At 43.4% G+C, this 23,281-nt stretch carries 20 protein-coding genes and 1 pseudogene; 2 read left to right on the top strand and 19 right to left on the bottom strand.

What is annotated here, in order from left to right:
* Positions 1 to 27 precede the first annotated feature (27 nt).
* Positions 28 to 786: a phage integrase SAM-like domain and Arm DNA-binding domain-containing protein gene (locus K1F36_RS15505; protein ID WP_258539108.1), complete on the bottom strand. Its 759-nt coding sequence runs from the start codon at positions 784 to 786 to the stop codon at positions 28 to 30.
* 151 nt (positions 787 to 937) lie between these two features.
* Here K1F36_RS15505 and K1F36_RS15500 point away from each other — a divergent pair, with 151 nt between their 5' ends.
* Positions 938 to 1,198 carry a hypothetical protein gene (locus tag K1F36_RS15500; RefSeq protein ID WP_220114664.1) on the top strand — a complete coding sequence of 87 codons (261 nt, stop codon included), beginning with the start codon at positions 938 to 940 and terminating at the stop codon, positions 1,196 to 1,198.
* Positions 1,199 to 1,363: 165 nt separating this feature from the next.
* On the opposite strand, the gene K1F36_RS15495 is transcribed toward K1F36_RS15500, so the two are convergent.
* The 12 genes from K1F36_RS15495 to K1F36_RS15440 all read right to left on the bottom strand — a co-directional run bounded on the left by K1F36_RS15495 (position 1,364) and on the right by K1F36_RS15440 (position 13,372).
* Positions 1,364 to 2,077: an imm11 family protein gene (locus tag K1F36_RS15495; protein ID WP_014033861.1), complete on the bottom strand. Its 714-nt coding sequence runs from the start codon at positions 2,075 to 2,077 to the stop codon at positions 1,364 to 1,366.
* Complete coding sequence (locus K1F36_RS15490) at positions 2,055 to 4,133, bottom strand: AHH domain-containing protein (protein WP_220114663.1); 2,079 nt, start codon at positions 4,131 to 4,133, stop codon at positions 2,055 to 2,057. The genes K1F36_RS15495 and K1F36_RS15490 overlap by 23 nt, the downstream gene beginning before the upstream one ends.
* 10 nt (positions 4,134 to 4,143) lie before the next feature.
* Positions 4,144 to 5,490, bottom strand: a complete 1,347-nt coding sequence (locus K1F36_RS15485; protein ID WP_220114662.1) for a T9SS type A sorting domain-containing protein — start codon at positions 5,488 to 5,490, stop codon at positions 4,144 to 4,146.
* A 271-nt stretch (positions 5,491 to 5,761) separates the two neighbouring features.
* A complete protein-coding gene (locus tag K1F36_RS15480) occupies positions 5,762 to 6,418 on the bottom strand; it encodes a response regulator (RefSeq protein WP_220114661.1) in 657 nt (218 codons plus the stop codon).
* A gap of 120 nt (positions 6,419 to 6,538) precedes the next feature.
* Positions 6,539 to 7,336 carry a DUF4138 domain-containing protein gene (locus K1F36_RS15475; RefSeq protein WP_220114660.1) on the bottom strand — a complete coding sequence of 266 codons (798 nt, stop codon included), beginning with the start codon at positions 7,334 to 7,336 and terminating at the stop codon, positions 6,539 to 6,541.
* 10 nt (positions 7,337 to 7,346) lie between these two features.
* Positions 7,347 to 8,294: a conjugative transposon protein TraM gene (gene traM / locus K1F36_RS15470; protein WP_220114659.1), complete on the bottom strand. Its 948-nt coding sequence runs from the start codon at positions 8,292 to 8,294 to the stop codon at positions 7,347 to 7,349.
* Positions 8,275 to 8,901: a conjugal transfer protein TraK gene (locus K1F36_RS15465; RefSeq protein ID WP_220114658.1), complete on the bottom strand. Its 627-nt coding sequence runs from the start codon at positions 8,899 to 8,901 to the stop codon at positions 8,275 to 8,277. Before K1F36_RS15465 ends, traM begins: the two co-directional genes overlap by 20 nt.
* 57 nt (positions 8,902 to 8,958) lie before the next feature.
* Positions 8,959 to 9,789, bottom strand: a complete 831-nt coding sequence (locus tag K1F36_RS15460; protein WP_220114657.1) for a hypothetical protein — start codon at positions 9,787 to 9,789, stop codon at positions 8,959 to 8,961.
* A gap of 6 nt (positions 9,790 to 9,795) precedes the next feature.
* Positions 9,796 to 10,401 (bottom strand): TrbJ/VirB5 family protein, encoded by a 606-nt coding sequence (locus tag K1F36_RS15455; protein WP_014033853.1) that lies wholly within the window; start codon positions 10,399 to 10,401, stop codon positions 9,796 to 9,798.
* Entirely contained in the window at positions 10,398 to 12,812 is a 2,415-nt protein-coding gene (locus tag K1F36_RS15450) for a TraG family conjugative transposon ATPase (protein ID WP_220114656.1), read from the bottom strand. Before K1F36_RS15450 ends, K1F36_RS15455 begins: the two co-directional genes overlap by 4 nt.
* Entirely contained in the window at positions 12,805 to 13,083 is a 279-nt protein-coding gene (locus tag K1F36_RS15445) for a hypothetical protein (RefSeq protein WP_220114655.1), read from the bottom strand. The genes K1F36_RS15450 and K1F36_RS15445 overlap by 8 nt, the downstream gene beginning before the upstream one ends.
* A 1-nt stretch (position 13,084) precedes the next feature.
* Positions 13,085 to 13,372 carry a hypothetical protein gene (locus tag K1F36_RS15440; RefSeq protein ID WP_014033850.1) on the bottom strand — a complete coding sequence of 96 codons (288 nt, stop codon included), beginning with the start codon at positions 13,370 to 13,372 and terminating at the stop codon, positions 13,085 to 13,087.
* A 262-nt stretch (positions 13,373 to 13,634) separates the two neighbouring features.
* On the opposite strand from K1F36_RS15440, the gene K1F36_RS15435 reads away from it, so the two are divergent.
* Positions 13,635 to 14,231, top strand: coding sequence for an N-acetylmuramoyl-L-alanine amidase family protein (locus tag K1F36_RS15435; RefSeq protein ID WP_220114654.1), 597 nt, complete (start codon positions 13,635 to 13,637; stop codon positions 14,229 to 14,231).
* 70 nt (positions 14,232 to 14,301) lie between these two features.
* Here K1F36_RS15435 and K1F36_RS15430 read toward each other — a convergent pair.
* The 6 genes and pseudogenes from K1F36_RS15430 to K1F36_RS15405 all read right to left on the bottom strand — a co-directional run bounded on the left by K1F36_RS15430 (position 14,302) and on the right by K1F36_RS15405 (position 23,082).
* A pseudogene (locus tag K1F36_RS15430) lies at positions 14,302 to 14,876 on the bottom strand (P-loop NTPase family protein).
* A gap of 115 nt (positions 14,877 to 14,991) precedes the next feature.
* Entirely contained in the window at positions 14,992 to 16,671 is a 1,680-nt protein-coding gene (locus K1F36_RS15425; RefSeq protein WP_258539107.1) for a serine hydrolase domain-containing protein, read from the bottom strand.
* A gap of 148 nt (positions 16,672 to 16,819) precedes the next feature.
* On the bottom strand, positions 16,820 to 18,502 hold the full coding sequence (locus K1F36_RS15420) for an FISUMP domain-containing protein (RefSeq protein ID WP_220114651.1): 1,683 nt from the start codon (positions 18,500 to 18,502) through the stop codon (positions 16,820 to 16,822).
* A gap of 104 nt (positions 18,503 to 18,606) precedes the next feature.
* Complete coding sequence (locus K1F36_RS15415; RefSeq protein WP_220114650.1) at positions 18,607 to 20,340, bottom strand: ABC transporter permease; 1,734 nt, start codon at positions 20,338 to 20,340, stop codon at positions 18,607 to 18,609.
* Positions 20,341 to 20,968: 628 nt separating this feature from the next.
* Positions 20,969 to 22,438, bottom strand: a complete 1,470-nt coding sequence (locus K1F36_RS15410; RefSeq protein ID WP_220114649.1) for a serine hydrolase — start codon at positions 22,436 to 22,438, stop codon at positions 20,969 to 20,971.
* A 104-nt stretch (positions 22,439 to 22,542) separates the two neighbouring features.
* Positions 22,543 to 23,082, bottom strand: coding sequence for a helix-turn-helix domain-containing protein (locus tag K1F36_RS15405; protein WP_220114648.1), 540 nt, complete (start codon positions 23,080 to 23,082; stop codon positions 22,543 to 22,545).
* Between the last annotated feature and the right edge of the window lie 199 nt (positions 23,083 to 23,281).

Below are 23,281 nucleotides of genomic sequence, written 5' to 3'. Positions count from 1 at the left end.
AAGGTAAATTATGTAACTGTTATTCCCTCAACTTAATGTCCAGTCAAATATAGTAAGTCCATTTGAAAGCTGACCGGATTCCAGAACTTCAAGTTCCGATTGGGACAGAAATGCTCGCTGGTGTTTTGTGAACTTTAGCGAGAACCTCACAAAGGGGTCTTTTTCGATCCACTCCAACCGAAGGGCAAGGTTCATCATCTTTTTCAAGCGTTCCAAATGTTTCATAACCCCATTGTTCTTTAGGGGCTGGGAGCGGTTTATGGATTTTCCATTACGAAGGAACTGTTCAAAGTCAATGATGAATTTATAGGATAATTGTTTAAGGAAAACATCGTTGGTCTTTAGTTTGTGCTTCAAATACCGTTTGATATAGCGTTCCGTAGTGAAGTAATTTTTCAAGGTGCCGGGCTTGAGTACCGAAACCATATTCTTATTATGGTAGGAAACCAGTTGAAGCAGCGTTTTGTGCTGTTCATCTTCTCCGAGATACCGGGCCTTGATGGCCTGGGCGGTAACATATTTGGATTCGCCCAGAAGCTGTTTGTGGCAAGCCAACAAATCGGAATACACTTGGTCAAGGTAAACATTGAGTGCCTTGCCGTCGGAAGTCCTTAGTGTTGACCTTTTGGAACGGGTATCCCAATAGGTAACCGATGTGGATCGTTTTAAACTGATCTCGGCACGTTTTCCATCGACCGTGATACGGGCATAAATAGGTGCAAAATCATCTTTTGCTTTGGCCATACTCAGCCAAAAATGAATGGTAAAAGTCTTGGAAGTCTGCATAAACTCTCGCTTTAAGTGAATAATCGATTTGTTTACGAAAGTCAAATCGCTGCGAAAGTCAAGTCTATTGAATTACCAATGTAGTGAAAATTCCGGTAATAAATCAGGTAACCGAATAGGTAACCTTTGAATTGATATTAAAGCCAATCTTATGATTTTAAGAAAAATGAAAATCCTTGATTTTCATAAGATTAGCTATATTTTGGTGTCTATTGACACCGTAATTGTCGGGGTGGCAGAGCTTGAACCCTTGACCATAACCCCATATAAACCAGATGTTTATGTTCTGTATTCCAAAATAGGACATCCTATAGGACATCTTCGTGTGAAACTTGAGTCTTTCACGGCTGCAAATATCCCAAATGGTTTTAAATTAACACAAATGAAAACAAAGAAATTTAAATTTTATTAAACCCTATATTCCTATGCATTGTTAATCATTAAGTTATATTATTGAATGTTTTACAAGAATACTTGGGAGACCCAATTTTTCATGAATTTTCGAATAAAGTCCTCTTCAAATTCCAACGGTATTCTGATTATCAAAATTCGGATAAACTTCCTTTTGCAGTCAATTTCAAAGCCTTAAATTACTTTCCTCTATACAGAAATCCTTAACCTCATATCCAGTTATACCTACATCTTCTAAGCCAGTTAAAAGTCGATTACTAATAACATCATGCATGCTGGGAGATAAAGTCGTAAAAATATCGAGGTCTGGAAAACTTTCATTGAAAACCAATTTTTCCCAATAGTAATCAGTTAAACTTGGTTTATTTCGTGCCATCTCCATAAACCCTTCATTATCCTTTTTTAAATTGGCCTCCATGATAATATCATCCCGTTCTTCAGGAAAAATACTCCGCAAGTACAATTCAGATTTCTCTCTATCAACCCAATTCCAGAAATCATTATTGAAGAAATGAAACCAGTAATAATCCTTCGATAAATCTCCTGAATGGATTTTTGCTGGGTAGAATGCATGGGATGGCAAGTTGTGCTTTTCGAATATTTCTTTAACTCTTTCGCTTACGATATATCCGTGGCTCAATGCCCCCGATGTCATTATATCCGTCCATTTAGCTTTAGGGGCCAAATCGAATTCAACTCTTGGTATGAAATCAGGAAACTCGTTGTAAGGAACATTATATATCCCATCTGGAGCCCTAGGGTTGACATTGCGGCTTAACTCACACTGTGGAAAAATCCCAATTTGTGATATTTCTGTTGAATGACTAAATTTTGAGTATTTCATAAAAACCAAAATACTATAAGTTTTTAAAATAATCATTCAAATTTAAACCAGACTTTTCTGCTCGTTCAATCAGCTCCAACAATTCTGGGATTAACTCTTTTTCCAGAAAATAAACCGCATCCTTTCCTGTAAAACTAGCGTTTTGTTTGGCCCAAAGATTTAATCTCCTTAGCACATAATCACTATAGGCAGGGTGGTTGGCATGGACACCACCTATTCCCTGAAAGTATTTTTTTAGTGCTATCCCATTGATTTTATCGTTCATGTGAAATCCCCATTCTGCTGCTTTTTGCACAACCTTGTTTTCGCGCCAAGCCCAAGGAATAATATGGTGCGCTTCTTCACCTGATATTGCACCGACAATTTCACGGAACCTTGATTTGCCTCCAAATTCAACAAGACCATTTACCGTTTTGAATGATAGTTTTACGGTCTTACTTCCAACTTTGACCATTTTTGCAGATATTTTCAGTCCGGCTTTTGTAATCTTTGCCACTGGTTTCAGTATTTTTCCACCAGGTACTGAACCAATTATCAACCAAGCACCTGCTTCCACTCGGCTGACCTCATTCCCATCAAAATCCTCTCCATTGACAAGAATCACAACATCCTCAAATGGAAGGGCGTACCTAGCAACGCCTTTCATGCCCTTCCAGAATACCTGGGCCAAGTAAGGGTCACTGGTTGTGCTGTAACCACTAGCAGGCATCAGGAGCTCGTGCCACCCATCAAGTTCCTTGTTATAAATGTAATAGTAGTAACCATCATCGTTTAGGCTCGGCTCTGAAAAAGAATTCCCCCCGTTTATCCCCTTTCTTGGGGAACTGGAACGATAAACCCAACCGCCATTATTGAGATGGTAAAATCTATTAGGTCCCCTTCCATCCAAAACATAGGTATTGTAGGACAGTGCATCCAAACCTCCCAATTTACCCGAACCATTGGAGGGTAGAAACCCATCCGTTAATTTGTCCAATTTATAGGTCAGTCCCGCCTCGCTCTCGGTGTAAAACTCATCCTTGTGCTCCTCGATTACCCTCTCTTTGATATCGTTGAACATTGCCGCCACCTGGCCTGGTGATTTTCCAGGGTAAGGACCAACCCCTTGGGCTTGCTTGTTCAGGACATCTGTAACATAGGCGTCATTGAAGACCAGGGCATCAAGCGGTAAGCTTGGGGCATTCTTTTTACCTAAGTTCAAAAGTGTCGTGGATTCCCAGAACTGCGGAAGGTTATATCTTGAAATCGGAACCGACATAACTCCTGAATTACGGTTATTGTACTGGGTCAAGTAGGCGGTCATCAGAAATATCCTGTCCTGAAGTCCTTTTTGTCTATAATAAGAATAATGCTTGCCGGCCATAGTACTGACCAAACTCCCATTGTTAATTATTTTAATCAAGCCCTGTGCCCAAGAACGGTTTAATGCCGAATTATATTCCGGATCAGCAAAATCCTTGGTGGCCTGATTTTTAACATTTGTGAGCTGGGCTCCACTAGCTCGGCCCAAATTGAACCCTCTGACATTGATATCAAATAAGTAACAGTCTATTCGGTGTTCTACGTATGATCCACAAGTTCCCTTTACTTGGTCCCATTCATCAAGAAGGTTTAGCTCAAAAGTATACTGTTCTTGTTCCTCGTCGAAACCATTGGCCTTCTTTGTATGGCTATACGCTACCGATCTTGCGCGTGTTTCGACCCTTCTAAAATTCTTTTCAAAATTCTTGAAGAAAGCCTTCTGAGCAGTTCCAAAATCTGTGTGGTTCGTTCCTAATTGCCTATTGATTTCCTTCGTGAAATTGGCCTCCTGTTTTTTTAACCAATCATCCACCGCTTTTTGTTGTGCTATGGAAATTGCACTTTGCAGATCAAGCAAAACCTGCATGTTATTATATGTGATTTCAAAATTAAAGGGGTTTTCCTCGGTCTTGGCCACTGGTTTTTTAATTATAGTGCCAGAGACATCCGCCTTTTCCGCATCGATGGCAGCCTGCTTGTCATAATAATGCAGTTCGTACTGGGCATAGGTTGCTTTCCCCGCTAATAGAAAGAACGAAAGAAATAATATAGTTATGTATAGATTCTTCATTTTTTTGTGATTATCGTTTGATTACCAATTTTGTATACAATCTGTCATTGACTTGGACCTGAACGACATAGATTCCAGATTTCAGGGAACCATTGGAAATGGTATGGACATGCTCACCTGCCCTTAGAAAACCATTGGTCACGTTTTCCACATTGGCACCACCATAATAGTCCATGAGCCTTACCTGTACATGGGCATCGGATTCCAGTTCATAATGGATAAGAAGGTCATCCATAAAGGGATTCGGGTACAGTTTGATAAAGCTGTCCCCCTGTTCGGCAAAGGCGGCCAGGGCCTCTTCGGAAATCGGGGTACCTTCACGGGTCAGTACCATCAATATCGGTGGACCGGGTTCTGACCAATTCAGAATCTGTGATTCCAATCTTCCCAATAGGTAATCAGTACCCTCCAAATTCCTCACGGTAAAAGACATAGAGTTTAATCCGTAATCGAGTGTTGTATAATCGGGATGGTCGGTAAATTGCTTCTCGATGGTCACCTGCCCATCAAAAATGGTCAGATCTCCGTTCCTCCAAATGGCCTCGCTGGTCGTGGAACTCTCTCCTACTTGAATGGTGCTTTCCACGGTTCCGTAGACATCAGAAACCTCCCCAACGGTCAAACTTGCGGGAAAATTTCGGATCATCCATGTCCCCGACCAGTCCATTTCCACCCATTGGCCTTTCCAATTTCCTGTAATGGATTCCGGAATGGTTCCCATTTCAGTTGGTGCAATGGAAAGGATTTCCCTTTGCCCATCGGCCATGGCCTCAAACAATTCCCCATCCTCTATTTCCTCTTGAGCAGTTGAATCCTTTATTACATCCAAATTTTCCAATTGGCCCAATAGTACCTCACTATTGTAAATGGGGTTGTTGCTTAAGATGTCCAAAGCCCTTGCCCTGTCCTTCGGAACCCCATATCCGAAATAATACATCTTTGCCAACCAGTGCTTGGCCATGGGGTGGTCGCTTATGGTGAACCATTCCACGGCCTTGGTATAATCCTGAGAGATGTTCCCCAAGCCTTTAAGGTATAGGTAACCCAAACTGTAGCTGGCCTTGGCATTGCCCATTTCATGGGCTATCCTGAACTGCTCCCGGGCTCTATCAAAACTTAGGTGGGTCCCAATACCGTCTTTGTACAGGATACCGAGCAGGCATATAGCCGCTGCATCCCCTGCTTCTGAAAGCTCCTTTACCTTGGTAAAAACACGCTTTGATTCCCTTCTGTCAAGGTCCCCAAGGTAGATATAGTCCTCTACGGATTTCAGAATGGAATCGTTGTCCACTTCCTGCGCATGGAGGGACATACATAATACTATGGCAATAAGTGCCATGATCGGATTTCTGTTCATATGATATGGATTAATGGTTTGTTCCGGTTTTTTCTAAACCAAATGGAAATAAAGTCGGAATCAAGTAGGTTCCCTTTAGGGTGTAAAAAGTAGCCATGTACCATAAATACTTGGTTAGGTTTTGTTGGTAGATTGGGCTCTTTTCAGTCCCAAGACCATGAGGTTCTTGGTTCTGAAATATGGGGGCAAGGTAGATCAAAATTTGCGTTTTCACTCAACGGTGGCTCCTTGGAATTTCTAAGGTATTTACCTTAGTTTTACTAAGGTTTCACTATAGAAGACCTTTGGTCTTGGCGCTTTCGATAAGGGGAAGGGTCTGTCCGCTTTCAAGTCCGAACAACCTGGCAAGTCTTCGTTTTCGCCATTCGATTCCTGAAGGGGACATTTTGAGTTCCTCTGAAAGGTCACGGGTACCGGCCCCTTTGGACAACAGGAACAAAAGCTGTCGGTCCACATCCTCGACCTCCTTCGGTATTGACATTTCCTTTCTCAAAAAATCCTGGATCGATGGACTGAAATAGGTTTCTCCGGAAATTACCCTGGTCAAGGCTCCTTCAATCCCCTTAAAATCCAGTTCGCTCTTGATAATAAAGCCTTCTGGGTTGATCTCCCTGAAAATGGTGTAATACTGGTGCCGATCACTGATGGACGTGAGGAATATTATTTTGGCATTGGTAGCCGATGCTCTTAAAAGTTTGGCAAGATCGAACCCTGTGGCACTGGTATCGGGTCCCAACCTGAAATCCAATAGAGCAAGATTCACCATGTTGTTGGAACTAATTAAATCTTGGGCTTCACCATAGGTATGGTAGATTGCAACTTCAAATTCTGGGCCAGGGTCCTTTTGTGAAATATCGTCCAATGCCAATTTAAGGGCATGACAGGTCAAGGGCTCGTCCTCTACGATCAGTACTCTTTTTGGTTCCAAATCAAAGGCAAGGTTTAGTTAATGGTTTTGGGACCTACAAAGTTACCAAAAGCGTTATAACCGGAAACCATCAATGTATAATCGGCAACAAATGGCACATCGATGCCATGGATTGGATCATCAACGGTCAATGAGCACTATCTTTCGGTGCCCCCTTAACTCATGCAATTCCACTTCCAAATGCTCTCCCTTGTCCAATACGAACTTGGGCAATACATACACGAACCTTTTGGATTCTCCCTTCTTGATAGAAGGGGGCATTTTGTATCGATGTATCGGCATAATCTCCAATTTTTGCTGGGATGCCCTCTTCTTTTTGGTCCCGGTAACACTATAAACTTTTATATAGTCCACCTCAAAATCTATAGTTGATGTATTTGACACTTCCATTACCAAATAGGTCACATTCCCATTGTATGCCACTTTCTGTAATTGAAGCTTGATTCCCCTTTTTCGTTTGGTGGCCAATCTCTCGTTCTTGGCCTTTAAAAGGTAGTTGCAAAAACGTTGAAAATATTCCCTACGTTCGGTAATACTGTCAAGCTGCCTGTTATCCAGTTCCTTTGGGATTACGAGTGGTTTCTCAGTTCCAATGCTTTCAGAACCGGCCACGAAGCGATTCAGCTTATTAAGCTCCTTTTGGTATTTAAGGATATATGAATACACCCTACCTCCCTTGGTCAACACCAATAGGTTACTCTCCTCTCCCGGCCTTGCTTGCAACAATCCAAAGTGCTGCTCTTTTTGCCTGTTATAGGTAAACACGAAATTTGAAGAACCTACAATGCCCTGTCGGATGGGATTTGGAAAGAACAGGGCCACATTTTTATGCTCGTTGGCGTAGATGGTATCCAAAACTTTCTGTGCGCTTAATGAACTGGTGAATGCCAATAGCGATATAATAATTACTGTTTTCATAAGATTGGTTTTACTGTCCCTTAAGGACTTTTAATATGAGTTGATAATTGTCCATGACGGTCACCTTGACTAATCGGTTGTCCCTTTGAAAAAGTGATTTGATGCCCCTGACCTGCGGCACACCACCGATATTGATACCATCAATGGCATCCCCCACCACTTCCTTTCCGGCCTCCGCCCGAAAACTGTTCACCACGTAAATTCCCTCACCGCCATCCTGAAAATCGTAAGCGGCCAATTTAACGGGACTGTGGTCGATATTATTAATGGCAATCATTGCCCTGTTGGGCTTAAAGCTAACGAATCCGTAAATGGCCGTGTTTCTTGGAATCACAGTTCCATTGATCATAACATCTTCCAAGAGCCGCATCCGTAACCGATAATGCTGGCGTACCGTTTGGGTGCCATCCACCCTGACCAGGATCTGGGCATTCGTGGTTCCATTCATCTCCAAGGGCTGTTCCATGGGATCTGAAGCAAAGAACAACTGGTGCTCCAGTCCCAATTCCTTCACTTCAATGGATGGGTCTTTGTCATCAACTTTTTTAGAAGTTGATGCCGTATCCCGTTTGGTATTGCCCAATGCCACTTTCCCTGTCTTGGGATTCCGGTATGTTCCTTCCGAGTAATCAATGCGCCCTTCGTTGTAGATACTGTCAATGATCCGCATCTTTTTCTTTTCCATCAGGTCCGGGTCGTATACACCCGTAGAATCCAAGAGGCCCTCGTCATAAATGCTCGGGGCGTTGGTCTGCCGCTCTTCCTTGATGGCATCCAGGGCCTCCAGTTTGGTTTTGTACTGCTCCTGCTCCTCCCCCAGTTCCGGCACGGGAATTTGGTTGATATCAATACTTGGCTCTTCGTCCCCGCCCAATGCCATCATTGCATAGCCCACAATGAACAGGACCACGCAAAGTATGACTGCCGCAAAGACAATCTTATTTTTCTCTACTTTCATAATTTTCAATTCTTTTTAAAGTGTTTTCAAAAAAGTTGGTGATCAACAGGCCATGGGTATTGTTCGGAAAGTTCCGGTCCACATGGATCAGGTTGCCCGTAGTTTTCAGCTCATAGGTATCGGTGACCGATCCCCGGTTAATCTCAAATACAGCGATGGTCTCAAACTTATAGGGTTCCGATTGCAGGTCCACCTTGGATTCTATGCTCAGTACTTTCTGTACCAGGGAATATTGAAGCAAACGGTTATAGACCCCTTCCGCTTTTTTCTGTCTGTAGAGGGCATCCACCGAGCTGTTGCCCAGCCACAGTGCCTTTTCAAGATTTTTCTCATAATTGCTGGCATCGATTCCATAGAAATAGCGGTGGAACAATTCCAGGTGCGCCTTGGCCTCCACTTCCAGGTTTTCCAATTGGGAGACCATTTTTAATGGAATCACGCTCCCATCCCCGTTGACCACAAAGGCATTGTCCATACTTTCCCTGTGGAGCTTGATGACCATCAGCACCGACACCATACAGGTCAGTAAGGCCCCGATGATCGTGCCCAGCACGATAAAGCGGTTAAGCTTAAGAACATCGAATATGTTTTTATAGGGTGTTTTCATTTCAGTAGTAGTTTTTAGTGCAGATAATATGCAATTATAAATGTGCCTTAGGCACCCTTAGGTACCAAAGAGTTTGAAGGTAAAGGAGGTGGCCTTGCGGTACAGTTTGAACTTCAACAGCACGATGAATCCAATGGAAGCCAGTTCAATCAGGGGGGCAAAAAACTCACTGCCCCAGTCCGTCCCGAACAGGTTGTTCCAAAAATCCGTGTTGATCTCCGTGTACAGGGCATTGACGAAGACATTGACCAAAAAGAAGGCCGGTACAAGCATATAGACCCCCGCATAAAGCTTAAAGAAATTATAGGCCAGTCCCCTGAACTTTTCGAACACGGCCAAGCTGATCACCAAGGGAAAGAAGGCCCGCATAATGCCCAATAAGAAAAAGCGTTCCGCCAGGAACAGCGGATAGATGAACAGGTCCATCATCCAAAGGAAAATCCCGATGACAAAGGCCAGCACCTTCAATCCGTACAAGGGGGTCACCAAGGCCTCGTACAACAGTGCCAACGCCTTTTTGGCGGCCTCCAGTGCGCCCACATCCCGTTCCAGATCCACATCCTGTAGCTGTAACGGGAGGAGCGCCGGGGCCGTATCCCTGTATTGGGCCTCAATGGAGACCAAAATGGTATCAAAGACATCCAATACCTGTGTGGAGAATATTACCAAGATCACCATGGCAAAGTTCTTGGCCAGTTCCGTAGGTGTCAGCCCCCAGGTATGGCCATCGGTCGAAGCGATGCCCTCGTTGTACTTCTTTAAGATGTTCACCAAAAAAAACAGGACGGCCAGTGCCTTCATGCCCGTAATGGTGTACTGGGCAAAATCACTGTCCATGATGGTCCGGTAGACCGCATCCACATATTCCAATCCTATTCCCAAGAACATAGCTTCCTAATAATTTGTTTCACGATTATTGATCCTGTCCTGCATCTTTCTGAAGGAAATGATCTCCCGGTAGCGACGGGTCTTGGCCTGAATCTCGGCGACCATTTCCTTGGATTTGAGTTCATGGTCCTTCAATACCTTGGCACGTTCGGCATCCTCCATTTTCAAAAGTCCGCTCGACAGGATGGTGTTGACATAATCCACGCTTTCCATGGAACGCTCTATGATATCATTGAAGGAATCCGTAATCCTGTCAATTTCCCCCGGTTTGATATAGGGGGAGTTCAATATCTCCTGTAGGTCGTTCTGGACCATATGGAAGAGCTGTTGGTTGTTCTGGATGAGTTCCTGAACTGCATTGAGCTGTTGCAGAACACTGCTGACCTGTTCGATACGTTCCTTCTGCTGCTGTAAAAACTCCACGGTCTTCAACAGTTGGGAGGTCTGTTTGGCGGATTCGACAAGCTGTTTGGCCAGACTGATAAAGTTGGTATTGTCATACACCGGCATCCCCTGGGCCGTGGCTCGGCCGGGCATAAATAAAGTGAAGGTTAGGGCAAATCCCAGAGTAAGTATCTTTTTCCCAAAAGTGAGCTTTCTAATTGTTTTCATGTCGCTTTGTCTTTATAGTTAATAAATGTGGTGATGGCTTGTTCCATATCGTTCGTCTTTTCGAAAAGTTCCAATATCTGTGTACTCTCTGTCCCATCCGTCAGATAGGCGGCAAAGACCTCCGGTGGCACCTCCAAGCGGAAGATGTTGCTCTCCTTTCCGATCTTGATAAAGATCTCGGTGTACTTCCGTTCCCCGCTCAGGTTGTTGCGGATGGACCGCAGTTGATTCAGGTCATGGGACGATAAGTTCAATCTGGTTTTCAGCTCGTCATAGCCCTTTTCGTTACGGAGGCTGTAAATCACCTGTGTGTTCTCCAAAATGCTGGCAGAAGTGGAATTATTGGGCAATTGGTTGATGGACTGTAGGATGATGCCAATGGCCCCGTTCTGCTTCCGGATGGCCTGATAATAGAATTCCACACTTTCCAGCACGTTCGCAAATTTCAGCTGCTTGGCAAACTCATCGAAAAGGATAATGCCCCGCTCCGAACGGTTTCTCCAAATGGTCCGTTGGATGGCCGACTTGATGAGCTTGAGCATTACCGAAAGGATTTCCTTGTTGTCGCGCACCTCGTCCAGTTCAAAGACGATCATCCTTTTGTCCTCGATGGTATAGGTCTGGTCCTCTCCGACATGGAACAGGAAGCTGTAAAGACCATTATCCACATACTCCGAAAGGATGTGCAGAAATCCATAAACACTGAAATCCTCCTCCCTGATATGGAGCTCCTGGATCAGATTGTCCTTATGATGGTCCACAAACCGGTACAGTGAGGCAAGGGAATGGTGTTCCCGTACAGTTTTGTAATAATGGAGCAGCACCTTTTTCATGGCCACTTCCCTACCTTTGGACATCGTATTGCCCTCTGCCAACAGTTCCAATAAGAATACGGCCAGATCCTCCAGCCTTTCAGGGGTAAGGTCGGATTCATCCGAAATAAAAAAAGGGTTGATGCCCAGGTTCTTGTCCTGCTCGTACCTCAGGATGATATGGTCATCCGGGTACAGCTTGGCAAATTTGGCGTAGGAGCCCCCCAGGTCGATAATGACCAGCCGAACACCCGCCTCGAAATATTGGCGGAGTATGTTGTTCGCCAAAAAGGATTTCCCCTCCCCGGTGGGGGCGAAAATGGCAAAGTTCCGTGCCTTAATGCGTTTTTTCCGTTCGTCCCAGACATCCTTAAAGACAGGAATGTTGTGCTGGCGGTCACCGAAAAGGATGCCCGTATCATCGGATCTGTAATTCGTATTGTTGATGTACAGGCACAGCGCATGTTTGAGATCCGTTACATACAGATCTTCGTTGGAGAAGTTGGTGGTATGGCAGGGATGCGAGTTCAAAAAGTAGTGCTTGCGTTCCTCGCCATTGGGCTGATAGGGCACCATGTCCAATTCCTTGAACTCCGCCTTGACCTTGGAGCCTATCCGTTTGATATGTTCGGTTTCCGGATGCCAAAAAATGATATTGAGATGGCCACGGATGATACGTGACGAATCATCGGTATTGATCTGATCCAGGATATGCTGGACCTTTTTGAGGACCACTTTGTTCTGGGAACCAAAATTGGAACTTTTGCTGAGTTCCTCCACTTTCTTGTCCAAGAGCTTGCGCCATTTGTGTTTGTCATCCAGATAGAGGATGTGGTTGACGATATGGTTCTCGTTCAGGTCCAATCCTAACCCATCGATAAACCCTTGGTGAAAGCTAAAGTCATCCGAGGTGAATTTTTCATTGGTCTTACTGCTCTGGACCGTTCCGCCAAAACACCCTTCATTGTTGACGGCTATGGCATCAAAATAATGGTCCCCGATCTCGATATGTTTTTTGTCCAACAAAATATCCGTATCGAAATCTTGGTTGAAACCGTTGTAATAATCGTTTGTATGGGTAAGAATCCCGGCGGGTGCCATGGGCATCAATGACACTCTCTGGCCATTGTTGATGTAGGAAACGGCATCGTTCACCGCAGTGATGAATTCCGCCACCTGGACGTCCAATTTTCGATAATAGCCTTTTTCCGTTTTCCGAAAGGGGTTGACATACTTGGCCGCATTCAAGGCCTTGTCCAAGGGCAGTACAAAGAACAGATGGCTTAGATGTTTTAGGTATTCCCTGCCCTTAAAATAATCATGGGTGGCCTTTTCCAAAAAGGTATTATTGGGTAATTGTTTGGCATCATAGCCCACTTTTTGGTAGTTGTCCTGTTTATGGATGACCGTACCCGTGGGCAGGGATTTGAAGGCCTGGAACCAAGTGCCGTGCATCTCCTCGAAGTCGGTCTCCGACAGGGAATACACTTCGGGAAGATCCACCTTGTAACAAAGTACTACATTGCCATTGGAGGCAAACACGGTATTTCCCTGGATATCCAGAATGGGATGATGGGCATTGAGGTTGATCTTATGCATAAGAGAAGGAGCTTAGACGTTTATTACTGATGGTCCGGGGAAAGACCTTTTGGATAGCAAGTATATGGGGGTTTTTAACCCACTGTGCCAATGCCCCGAACAACAGGGCATTGAACAACAGCAGGGCAACGATGACACCAAGACTGAAGGAAAAGATGATAATCAGCAGGGAACCGATGACCGATACCATTTGCAAGGCAAACAGGGAAAGGGACAAGCCCATGATCATGGCCTGCTTGCGGATATTTCTATAGACCTCGTACTTTTTCATCCTAGACCACTATTCCGATGAGATAAGTGAAGATGCCCACAACGGCCCCCGCGATCAGCACAAAGACCAGTACCCGGGTAATGCCCTTTTTCAAGTCGGAGTTCTCCCCAAAGAAATGTCCCGCATTGAACAGAAAGCCCACCAAGAAGATTACCCCGAGTATAATAGGGAAGATGGCCCGTATGGTATCGGAAATATCATTGACAGAATCCTCAATGCCCCCGATCTGGGCCAAAAGACCATAGGGAACAAAAAATGTTGACAGGGTGAAATACAGTGCTTTTTTCATATCAAAAAGTGTTTAAAAATTCGTTTGGTTTTGATATTCGAAAATTACCGTATATTGATACACAAACAACTGAATTTCAGATATTTGTGAATAACATATTCATTGATATGATTTGGTTTTTATTGCTGCGGATTGGTACCAAAATCTATGTAAAAAGCGGAATGCTATGTTGATAACCTTAAAACCTTGGATCTACAAAACCCTCAAAAACGTCAAAAACGTTAAACTTCGACTTCGCTCAGTTAAAGTTTTTGTCCTTTTGATGTGCAATTTCAATTCGCTTTTTGGTCAGGAAATACCCCGTAAAGAAATTATAGTCATTGACCCCGGACATGGTGGGGTGGATTCCGGTGCCATTGGGGTATACGGAGTTAGGGAAATGGATGTGACCTTAGGTGTGGCTAGGGGAATCCTTCGATGGAACCATACCCTTTTGGATGGCAAATACGATATCTATCTTACCCGTTACACCAATACCTTGATATCCCTTGATGATCGCTCCAGATTGGCAAAAGCCCTGTGTGCCGATGTGTTTGTGTCGCTGCATTGTAACCATGCGGAAAACCCGGAAACAAAAGGCAGGGAGGTTTTTGTACATGGCACACCGCACAACCATAGCAAGGGATCCCTCGCATTGGGAAGGTCAATTCTGAATGAAGTGGCATGGAACCTTGGCATCAAACAACGAAGCATTGAATCTGCCCACTTTCAGGTGCTGCGGGAAGTTCACACTTGTGCGTCTGTTTTGGCTGAAATCGCCTTTCTCTCCCACCAGGATGAAGTAGGTTATCTATCAAAGGGCAGGAACATCAGGGCCATCCTATTGGGCATTGACAATTATAAAAACCTGGAACTATGAAAGCATTTTTAATGGAGATCATCAAGGTCATCGGAAAACTATTGGGAATGGTGCTCAAACGGTAATGAAGTTATTTGCGCTTGTCCTTGCTGTCCTTTTCAAAGGCCACCAGATTGAACATCTGCCGAATGCGACTCCTAACCCGCTTGTCATAACTTTCCTCCAGCTCCTTGGCATTGAGGTTGGTGGTGCAATGGGTCTTGATCTGCCGGTTGACAAAAAGCTCATAGCGCGATATCAGGATCTCCCCCATCACATTGCAATCCTTTCCATAATGCCTTCCCGTGGGTTCCACGCCAAGGTCATCAAAACAAAAGTAATGCCCGTTGCCGTAATCCTCAATGACCTTGAAACCAATGTGGTTGAACCCGAACACAATATTTCGGCTGGGAATGACGGAATAGGGTTTTTGGTAGGGCTCCAGGAATTTCAATAGCCGCATCCGGCTGGTCTTGCCACAGCCCACTGGCCCGGTCAGCAACAGGCCCTTGTTGGGATCGATGCCGTCCTTTTTGCAGCTGTCATAGTCCTTGATGTGTAGTTGCAGAGTTTCAGCAATATCCTACGGTCTTCCTTGTAGATCTTGAACCGTTCCCCGGACATGAGCTTGTCCCTGTGGATAGGGCGGTCAATGTATCCCCCCAGCGGCGGATGAAAGTGAGCACCCTCAAGACTAACGCAAAAAACTGATTTTCGGTTCACTAAATCGAAAAATTGATTGGCTAACATTTTCCGTTTTTGGTGGTCTTAACCATACGGCTCATCCTAAAGTCTTCGATTTAGAAAATTTTATTTGCTTGACTCTGTTAGCATCCAAAACAAATACGTTCTTATTTTTCTCATCAAACTTAATTACACCGAAATCCTCAATAACAAACAATCCATCCATAATCGGTCGTAAATGCCCCATCTCTACATCATTGATCATGAGGACCAACCCATCAAGCCTAACTTTTAGCACATAAGTACAATCAAGTTCTTTACTGTAGTAAGACCCTTCCAGCGCCTTAAGGTCTTGGTCCTTTGCTTCCAAGGGCATATAGGCATATAATTCACTTGGATTGTTTCCATTGACCGTAACAATCATTTTATAGGGTTTACCATATTTCAAATGAAAATTGACCCTTAGACCATCCGTAACATCCAACATTTGGAATTCATTCCTATCGATTGGCAACAACCTATTTTCATTTTGTTCCCCACGTGAATATCTTAGGGTGTCACTTTTCAGGTAAATCTTTCTTGAATAATTCTCTTCGTAACTCCAATAGGAAGCTTCAAACTGGCGTAATTCATCTTTAGTCAAAGGGACTGGTTCCACCTCGAACGATGTTAGCTTCTGCACTTCCGGTTCAGAAGCAGAAAGTTTATCCTTCAAAAGGATATCCGCAATTTGATAGGCCTTCCCTGTAGGATTTGAACCTGAAACGCTCGCCAACACAATTATCGAAAACCGTTGCTCTGGAAAACGAATAAACTGTGTTCGAAAACCTAAAAAAGCCCCACCATGTGAAAGGGTAGGTAACCCTTTATAGGTATCGTGTACCAGACCAAAGGCATAATCAATGGTGTCCCCATTGTTCAATCGTCCCTTGGTCAACATCAGGTCCAGAAACTTTGCTCCTCCAACTTTTGGTCGATAAAAATTCTGGTCCCATAAATACAAATCTTTGATGGTTGTTATCAGGTTACCATCTCCCAAGGCATCAAAATTCTGTACATATCGTTTGAAAGTATCGGATTCCTTTCGATAACTCACAACCCTGTTATTAATGATTTGGCTGTGGTCATCATTGAAAAAAGTATCGTTCATGCCCAAAGGCTTGAAGATGTTCCTATCAGCATACTCCCGAATGGTCATCCCACTGACCCGATTAACAATCTCGGCCAATAGGATATATCCGGAATTGGAATAGCTATGTTTCTCACCCGGTGAAAAATTGACATTGGATTGTCGCCCCAAAAGTTGAATTCCATCTTCAATAGTAAAATAGTCCTCGAACGACGTTCCTGACAGGTACATCAACTCCAAGTAATCACGTAAACCACTTGTATGGTGCACCAGATTACGAATCGTGATTACTTTTCCATATCTGGGCAATTCAGGAATATATGCATGGACCTCATCATCCAGGTCAATCTTACCTTCAATGGCCAACAAGGCGATACATGCCGCGGTAAACTGTTTGGCCATAGAAGCGATATAAAATTTTGATGTTCCAGATATTGGAATCCCGTAATCAAGATTTGCCATACCATAACCTTTGGAATAGACCAATTTTCCATCTTTAACAATCCCAATAGCGACCCCGGGGGAGTTGGGATGGTCCCATTGGGAAAAAATACTATCGATTTTAGCTTGCTCTTCTGGGTTTATCTGGGCATTGACATCCAATCCCAAGGCTAGTACAACAAAAAATATGGTGATTACTGCTTTCATTACAATGAATAAATTCACAGGTTTTATACCCCCTTCAATAGAAAAAGAACCTGCCGACTTAACTTTTCAGGTTTGCAATCGGCAAGGTCTTCTACGCAAGATATCCCTGTATTGCGTGGACTACCTAAAATAAGAATAACGAGGGGAATTATTTCCTGGCATCAAACAATTGATACAAGAACTTCTCATAGACTTCTTTATTGGTCCTTCTCCCATAAACAGCTTTGGTCTTAAGGGCAACAACAATATCCATTGATGGAATAACGGTAATATATTGACCTGCGTTCCCTGTGGCGGTATATGCTCCTTTGAATTCAGGCAATATATCCGGACTGTCCCAAATCCGCCACATCAATCCTTGTCCCCATTTCCACCATGGCCAATCCTTGAGCCTTGGGTCGACTTGGTACATGTCCGCATAACTAGTGGTAATCGTGGTCATTTTAGCCACCCAGGAAGCAGGCAAGACCTGTTCATTTTTCCATTTGCCCTTGCGTAGCATCAGATAACCGACCCTGGCCATATCCCTAGTGGACATTTCAAAATGATAGGCTTTGAACTTGGATTTGGAGGTATCCCCGGATTTCTGCTGCTTACTGCGGTCCCATTGTTGGAACCCAATTTTCTTGACAATATCGTTCTCAAAGGCATCGTAGATATTTTGACCGGTCTCCAGCTCAAAGATGTGACCGGCCACATTGAAATCCCAGTTGTTATAAATAAAATAGGTCCCGGGTGCCTTACTCCCGCGTTCAGGAAACAACCATTCATTCCCGCCAGGATTACTGGCTGCATGAAACACTCCGGATTTAGAGGTCAGGATATCCCATATGGTCGCTTTTTTTTCGGATTCCAAGAGTCCACCAACATCATCGATGTCCAATTCTTCAAGGGTCTTATTAAGGTCAATGGTACCATCCTCCACATACTTCCCATACAACATGGATAGCATACTTTTCCTGACAGATGCGATATAGCTAAGTTCATGGGTATCGCCATAGTCATAGATCATTTTGCCACTTTGGACAACGATAATACCCGTAGCATGTGTACTGTCTATCGCATAGCGGTAGAGCTGGTTTATTTTATCCTGGCTCCAGCCAAACTCCGAGACGTTCTCCATCATTTCCCATTCAGCTTCAGGATAGGTAATATATTTTTCGGCCGGAACATCCCTAACATAGCGTACACTGAATCCACAGCCTTTGTTTCCTTGTTCCCTACCGATTTTCGTATTGGTCGCACCAATCATTCTTTCAAAGGCCCTTTCGGAATCATGACTGTCCGCTACCCAAAAATTGGCATGCTCACCCATAAACCTAAAATCACCGTAATCTGTTCGCCAGCCTGCCAACTGAACATCAAAACCTGCACCTCCATTTTCCCTTAAGTATGCCACGCTATTACTTGTTCCTCTCCAACCTTCTTTAACGGCCTCATCTCTGGACATGCCCACAGTGGTTTCCAAAAGTATCCAATCCTTGTCCGTCGGCAATCGCCAACCCTTGGGAGCCAACTCATTGGCCTTTTCCCATGAATAAAGGGCTCCATATTTTTTGTAGTACTTGGTACGTTTGGCTTCTTTAACAGAATTTCCCTTATAACCGTATACTGATATGTTCATGGTGTCAACCTCTGGTAAATAGGCAAAATTTTCTGCCATCCAAACCTGCGTTCCTATTTCCACGGTCGTATAGCTACTCCCATCCCTATGGTCTGTAAAGCTTCCATGCTTTCCCTTTGGACCATTATATTGTGCAGTCGAAGCGGTAAATCCCATGATAAAGGCCAGTGTAAATACGGGCAAAACCCGTTGTAATCTCAGTTTCATTTAGATTGATTTTTGATTAGTAGTTTACATTAAAAGATACCTTGTATAACATAATGTTACAGTTTTTGTCATCTTTTTTTAATATTTGAACCCATAACTATGTCTTACCCCATCCGTAGGCTCCCGACCCAATTGCTTTTGTTGATCGTATAGGTCTGTGCACAAATGGTGACAAGGACAATAAAAATGATAACCAAAATGGCACCTACCAAGCTCCCCCAAGGTATGGACGCATGTATGGCAAATGATTCCAGCCATCGTACCCCTATATAGCTTGAGACTGGTATTGCAATTGAAAAAGCCAATAGCAAGGGCTTGATGAAATTCTTTGAAAGGACGATAAAAATTGAAATGGTTCCGGCCCCTAATACTCTTCGAACGGCAAATTCCCTTTGGTACGCATTGGAAAGTTGTATCGCTATACCCCATATGCCCAGAAAGACCATAAACAGGGATACCAGGGAACAGCTTATCAATAATGTCCAAACTTTTCGAATGTTCATATGGTTTCGTTCAATGTTTTGGCCCAGTGACTTGGAACGGAATGGTTGCTCCCCAACATGCCGATCTTCTTTATCAAAATATGCCAAAGTTTGCTTTGAATCGCCATATTTTATTGCGATAGCTTGGTTGTCGCCTTGAGATAATTTACTGGGGGAAAGCATTGGCTTCATGGATTTGGAGTGGGTATTGAATTCGCTGTCCCATGGATTACCTGTAAAATAGTGGTAAGGAGCCTTTTCCTGTACATCTGGCAATTGTCGCCAGGTACCTAAGCAAACCATTAAAATAACAGCTATGACGACTTGGATCGATAACAAGGCCTTACGCAGTGGCAATGGGAAGCCTTTGTTTTGGAATTCTTTTCCCAGTGCTCCTAAGGGCGGGAGTGCAGCCAATTGCATTGCTGGGTATATTCCGGCAAGAATCAGCATGAGGAATGCCATGACCAGTATCGAAAAATATAACTTGGGTTGGTATAAGTTGATGTCCAGTTGACTTGAGGTTATTGTGTTGATCAAAGGCAAGGCTAATTCCATTAAAACAGCAGCAAGTATCATGGCCATGACGATCTGCACAAAAACTTCCGTAAAAAAACGCATCCTCAATGTCCCTTTCCTAGCCCCTATAACTTTTCTTACCCCTATTTCCCGGTACCACTTTATTGAACGAGATAGGATGATACCCATATAATTAAGACATGTCAGCAATACAAGGATAAAGGGAAGTATCTTAAAAAATTCAATATAGGGCAACCTGCCTCCTTTAGCACTGCCTTGCTGTATGAAGGAATACTTCATCGTATCTATGGATACATGCCGCTCCAAATACTTCCGAACGATGGGCCAACCGTTGTTCCAACTAATCTGATAAAGGCCGAGCACGTGACTCGTGGACATCATCACATCATATTTCGGTTCGGATTTAAAATTGGACCATTTAAGAAAGGTGAGGGCGCGAGAGATTGTACGTTGTCCTGCAATATGTGGGAAAACCACATTGCTTATACCCCTTGTACCCAAAGGATGAAGCACGTTCGAAACTCCGCCAGAACTCGCAATACGGATAGCATTTATAAACAATTGATCCGAATCAAGTTCATCCAATGCCTTCAAATTTTTTCCATGATCTTTTTTCATCTGAACAGGAGACACCTTTTGGTACAAGGTACCCCCACTCAGATAGAACAAGTTCGAATCCCATTCTTGACCTATCCCAAATCCAATCATCAAACAACAGAAAATCCCCAAGATAGTTTTTGAGATATTCCATAGAAAAAACCTGACGAACATTACGTCAATACGCTTAAAAAATAAATGACCCTGTTCCTTGACCATACCTCCTTAACTTTAAGGAAACGCTTCTATATCATATCAAATGCTATCATCCGACCTCACGTAATCATCAGAAACTGAGTGAAGGTAATGCAAACTCTTCGGGACATCTACGACGGTAAAACAGGAACCGACAAGGAAAATCGTTAAGTCCCTGTTGCCCTTTTTCAAGCCACTGCAATATGTCATCCAATCGGTTGATAAAGTAGTCACAAAGCACTATGGGACAGTTTTAGTTCACTGGTATCAACAACTTTGGTATTGCCTGTATGGTCCAAAAGGACGGGTATAGTCCAGACAATACATGAAACCATTCAATAAAGTGTTCCCTTCATTGCTACAATGACCTCTGAATTGGTTTCATGATGGTACAATACAAATATTGCTTCTCAAGGTATCGAAACGCTAACCCAAGTCAAATTGGAGTCAAGTAACACTGGCTTTGAAAGACCATACCAAAAGTAATCAGGGGAATATGCATGAACAATAAGATTTAAGGTAGACCGTTAACAAAACGTTATCAATCGAGTAAAAAAAGTGATGAATATATTGGAACTACCTAGCACGTCCATAAAGCACGAACACTCCCACTCCCAAAACACCCATGATTATGTTAGCATAATATAGAATATTACCTTTTGTCCCACAGCTCTTGACCTAGATACAACTTTTGGGTCAACAAGTATTCATAAACTTGATTGACATTGTCTCCATTCAAAAAGACCACGTACCCATTTTTGGATTTAGGGAACATGATGGCCAAGGTACTTACCCCTGGGTCTTTCCCGGTATGCAACATGGCGAACTCATCATCACTGAAACCGGTCAAGATTTCCCAACCATACCCAAAAAAATCATTTTCCTTCAACTTCACCTGATGTTTCTGCATGTCTTTAAAAAGCTGCTCATCCAACCCTGCCCCGTTGATTACATAGGCCACAAACCTTCCATAATCCTCTACAGTGGTCAATAGATTGGCCGCTGCATTGGCCTCATAATATTTTACGGTTTCAATCTGGTTGCCGTTTTCATCAAAGTTTTTGGCGTATCTGGATTCATTCATGGAACCGTCCCACCAGAATCGGGTATCGTTCATACCTACAGGTTCAAAAATAAAATCCCGAGCCAGGTCCTCCAAGGGCCTTCCCAATTTTCCCTCAATGGCCTTTCTAAGGTATTCAAAACCTTCCCCGGAATATTGGTATTTTTCCCCGGGATCGAATTGAAAATGCAGTTTATTGGAATCCGTCATGTACCTCCAATTCGGAAATCCAGTCTGGTGGGTCAAGACCAAATAAGGGGTCAGTTCTTTGTAACGCTTATCCTTCTTTAGGTCTGGATCAATCCAGTATTTATATAAAGGTTCCTGTAAATCCAACAACCCATGGTCCACCAATTTCAACACGGTCAATGCAGTCAATGGTTTGGTAAGTGAGGCCACCTTGAAAATAGTATTATAAGGTGCTTTCTTGGTTTTGTCCAATGTCCCAAACACCTCCACCTTGGTCAATTGACCATCCTCAATGATCCCCAATCCCAAAGCAGGGACCTTGGTTTCCAAAAGCATCTTTTCTATAGTAGAGACACTTGCCTTGCCCTTCTCCGGGTCCTGGTGGTCAAAGCTCAATGCTTCGCCCAATATCCAATCCTCCCCTTCTACCAGCCAAACATGGGTAAACAGGGCCGAGCTCGTTTTGACATCGGTTTTTCCCTTTTCCCTGATGTAAAAATCATGCTTGCCTTTTTGGATGGCCCCATATAAAGTACCGTTGTTATATAATGGGAATACCTCCAAACTGTTGCCATCCACTTTCCGGATGGGCTTTATATCAGGATTGGAACAGATGTATTTTCTGGTATTTTCGAAGAAGGAGGTTTTGTCCTGAAATCCACTTTGGTCATGATAGAACTTTAAATCGTCCGCAATATGGGCCTCCAAATAAGTGAGGTCGCACTGATTGAAGCCTCTGGCAAAAAAAATACTGTCCTGTTTCTTGAGGGTATGGAACAGTTCGGAATCCCTACCCACTTGCGCACAAACCTGCAACAAACCGACACAGGTCAACATAAGATGTGAAATGATAAACTTTGTGATTTTCATGATTGATGATTTTTTGATGAATGTATTTTTTGCAAATATCCCGCAACACACTTCAAATCGACCAAAAAGACATACGACAATCACACGACAATCACACGACAGACCTATATGATACTGAAGTTAAGGTCAACATAAAGCTTTCCCCGTTTATCGATTTCAAAGGAATTCCTGAGGATGACAAACACATTGGACAACACCAAAACAATCATGGTTATGAGAATAAACTTATTGCCCAAATCAAACCAATTCTTCATAAATGAAGCCAGCATAAAAAGAATAAAGGCCCCAATGGTCCAAAAAATCTGAAGGGTCACCACCTGTTTGTTCATTCTGTTCACTTCTTTTTTGGCAAACATGATAATAAGGGGCACAACAATATTCAAAGGAGGCAGCACCGTAAGCGGCAAGGAAGAAAAATTAATGATCTTTAGCCAGGTATGGTCACTATGTACCATAACGGAAGGACTTTCCTTCAAATCCGAAACCTCTAGTCCTAAAGCCTTTGTCAGTGCATTCAAAGTATGGCCCTTGGGTTCCGCACCTGCCTCAATACGCTGTATGGTCCTTGTGGAAACCCCACATTTCTCCGCCAACTGTTCCTGTGTGATGTTCAATTCCTCTCTTTTTTCCTTTATCTTGGACACGATACGTACTTTTTAAAAATAGAAAGGCAAACCCTTAATTTCAATAGTTTGCTTCATTTCAAATGTCCGATATTTAACAGATTTAAACAATAATTCCTGAGATACCAACGATTATACGGTCTTACAGAATAGCACAACCCATTTGGATGCCAACAAAAAAACCAAGGACAAAAGTCCTTGGTTATCACATCATACTTCA

The organism is Flagellimonas abyssi (assembly GCF_019457905.1).
Classification (GTDB): Bacteria; Bacteroidota; Bacteroidia; order Flavobacteriales; family Flavobacteriaceae; genus Flagellimonas; species Flagellimonas abyssi.
This window is presented reverse-complemented; position numbering and strand designations above follow the sequence as displayed.

What these genes read in the sequence shown, in the direction of transcription:
- K1F36_RS15505 (WP_258539108.1), bottom strand. Translation starts at nt 786, where the DNA reads ATGCAGACTTCCAAGACTTTTACCATTCATTTTTGGCTGAGTATGGCC.
- K1F36_RS15500 (WP_220114664.1), top strand. Translation starts at nt 938, where the DNA reads ATGATTTTAAGAAAAATGAAAATCCTTGATTTTCATAAGATTAGCTAT.
- K1F36_RS15495 (WP_014033861.1), bottom strand. Translation starts at nt 2,077, where the DNA reads ATGATTATTTTAAAAACTTATAGTATTTTGGTTTTTATGAAATACTCA.
- K1F36_RS15490 (WP_220114663.1), bottom strand. Translation starts at nt 4,133, where the DNA reads ATGAAGAATCTATACATAACTATATTATTTCTTTCGTTCTTTCTATTA.
- K1F36_RS15485 (WP_220114662.1), bottom strand. Translation starts at nt 5,490, where the DNA reads ATGAACAGAAATCCGATCATGGCACTTATTGCCATAGTATTATGTATG.
- K1F36_RS15475 (WP_220114660.1), bottom strand. Translation starts at nt 7,336, where the DNA reads ATGAAAACAGTAATTATTATATCGCTATTGGCATTCACCAGTTCATTA.
- traM (WP_220114659.1), bottom strand. Translation starts at nt 8,294, where the DNA reads ATGAAAGTAGAGAAAAATAAGATTGTCTTTGCGGCAGTCATACTTTGC.
- K1F36_RS15465 (WP_220114658.1), bottom strand. Translation starts at nt 8,901, where the DNA reads ATGAAAACACCCTATAAAAACATATTCGATGTTCTTAAGCTTAACCGC.
- K1F36_RS15460 (WP_220114657.1), bottom strand. Translation starts at nt 9,789, where the DNA reads ATGTTCTTGGGAATAGGATTGGAATATGTGGATGCGGTCTACCGGACC.
- K1F36_RS15455 (WP_014033853.1), bottom strand. Translation starts at nt 10,401, where the DNA reads ATGAAAACAATTAGAAAGCTCACTTTTGGGAAAAAGATACTTACTCTG.
- K1F36_RS15450 (WP_220114656.1), bottom strand. Translation starts at nt 12,812, where the DNA reads ATGCATAAGATCAACCTCAATGCCCATCATCCCATTCTGGATATCCAG.
- K1F36_RS15445 (WP_220114655.1), bottom strand. Translation starts at nt 13,083, where the DNA reads ATGAAAAAGTACGAGGTCTATAGAAATATCCGCAAGCAGGCCATGATC.
- K1F36_RS15440 (WP_014033850.1), bottom strand. Translation starts at nt 13,372, where the DNA reads ATGAAAAAAGCACTGTATTTCACCCTGTCAACATTTTTTGTTCCCTAT.
- K1F36_RS15435 (WP_220114654.1), top strand. Translation starts at nt 13,635, where the DNA reads ATGTGCAATTTCAATTCGCTTTTTGGTCAGGAAATACCCCGTAAAGAA.
- K1F36_RS15425 (WP_258539107.1), bottom strand. Translation starts at nt 16,671, where the DNA reads ATGAAAGCAGTAATCACCATATTTTTTGTTGTACTAGCCTTGGGATTG.
- K1F36_RS15420 (WP_220114651.1), bottom strand. Translation starts at nt 18,502, where the DNA reads ATGAAACTGAGATTACAACGGGTTTTGCCCGTATTTACACTGGCCTTT.
- K1F36_RS15415 (WP_220114650.1), bottom strand. Translation starts at nt 20,340, where the DNA reads ATGGTCAAGGAACAGGGTCATTTATTTTTTAAGCGTATTGACGTAATG.
- K1F36_RS15410 (WP_220114649.1), bottom strand. Translation starts at nt 22,438, where the DNA reads ATGAAAATCACAAAGTTTATCATTTCACATCTTATGTTGACCTGTGTC.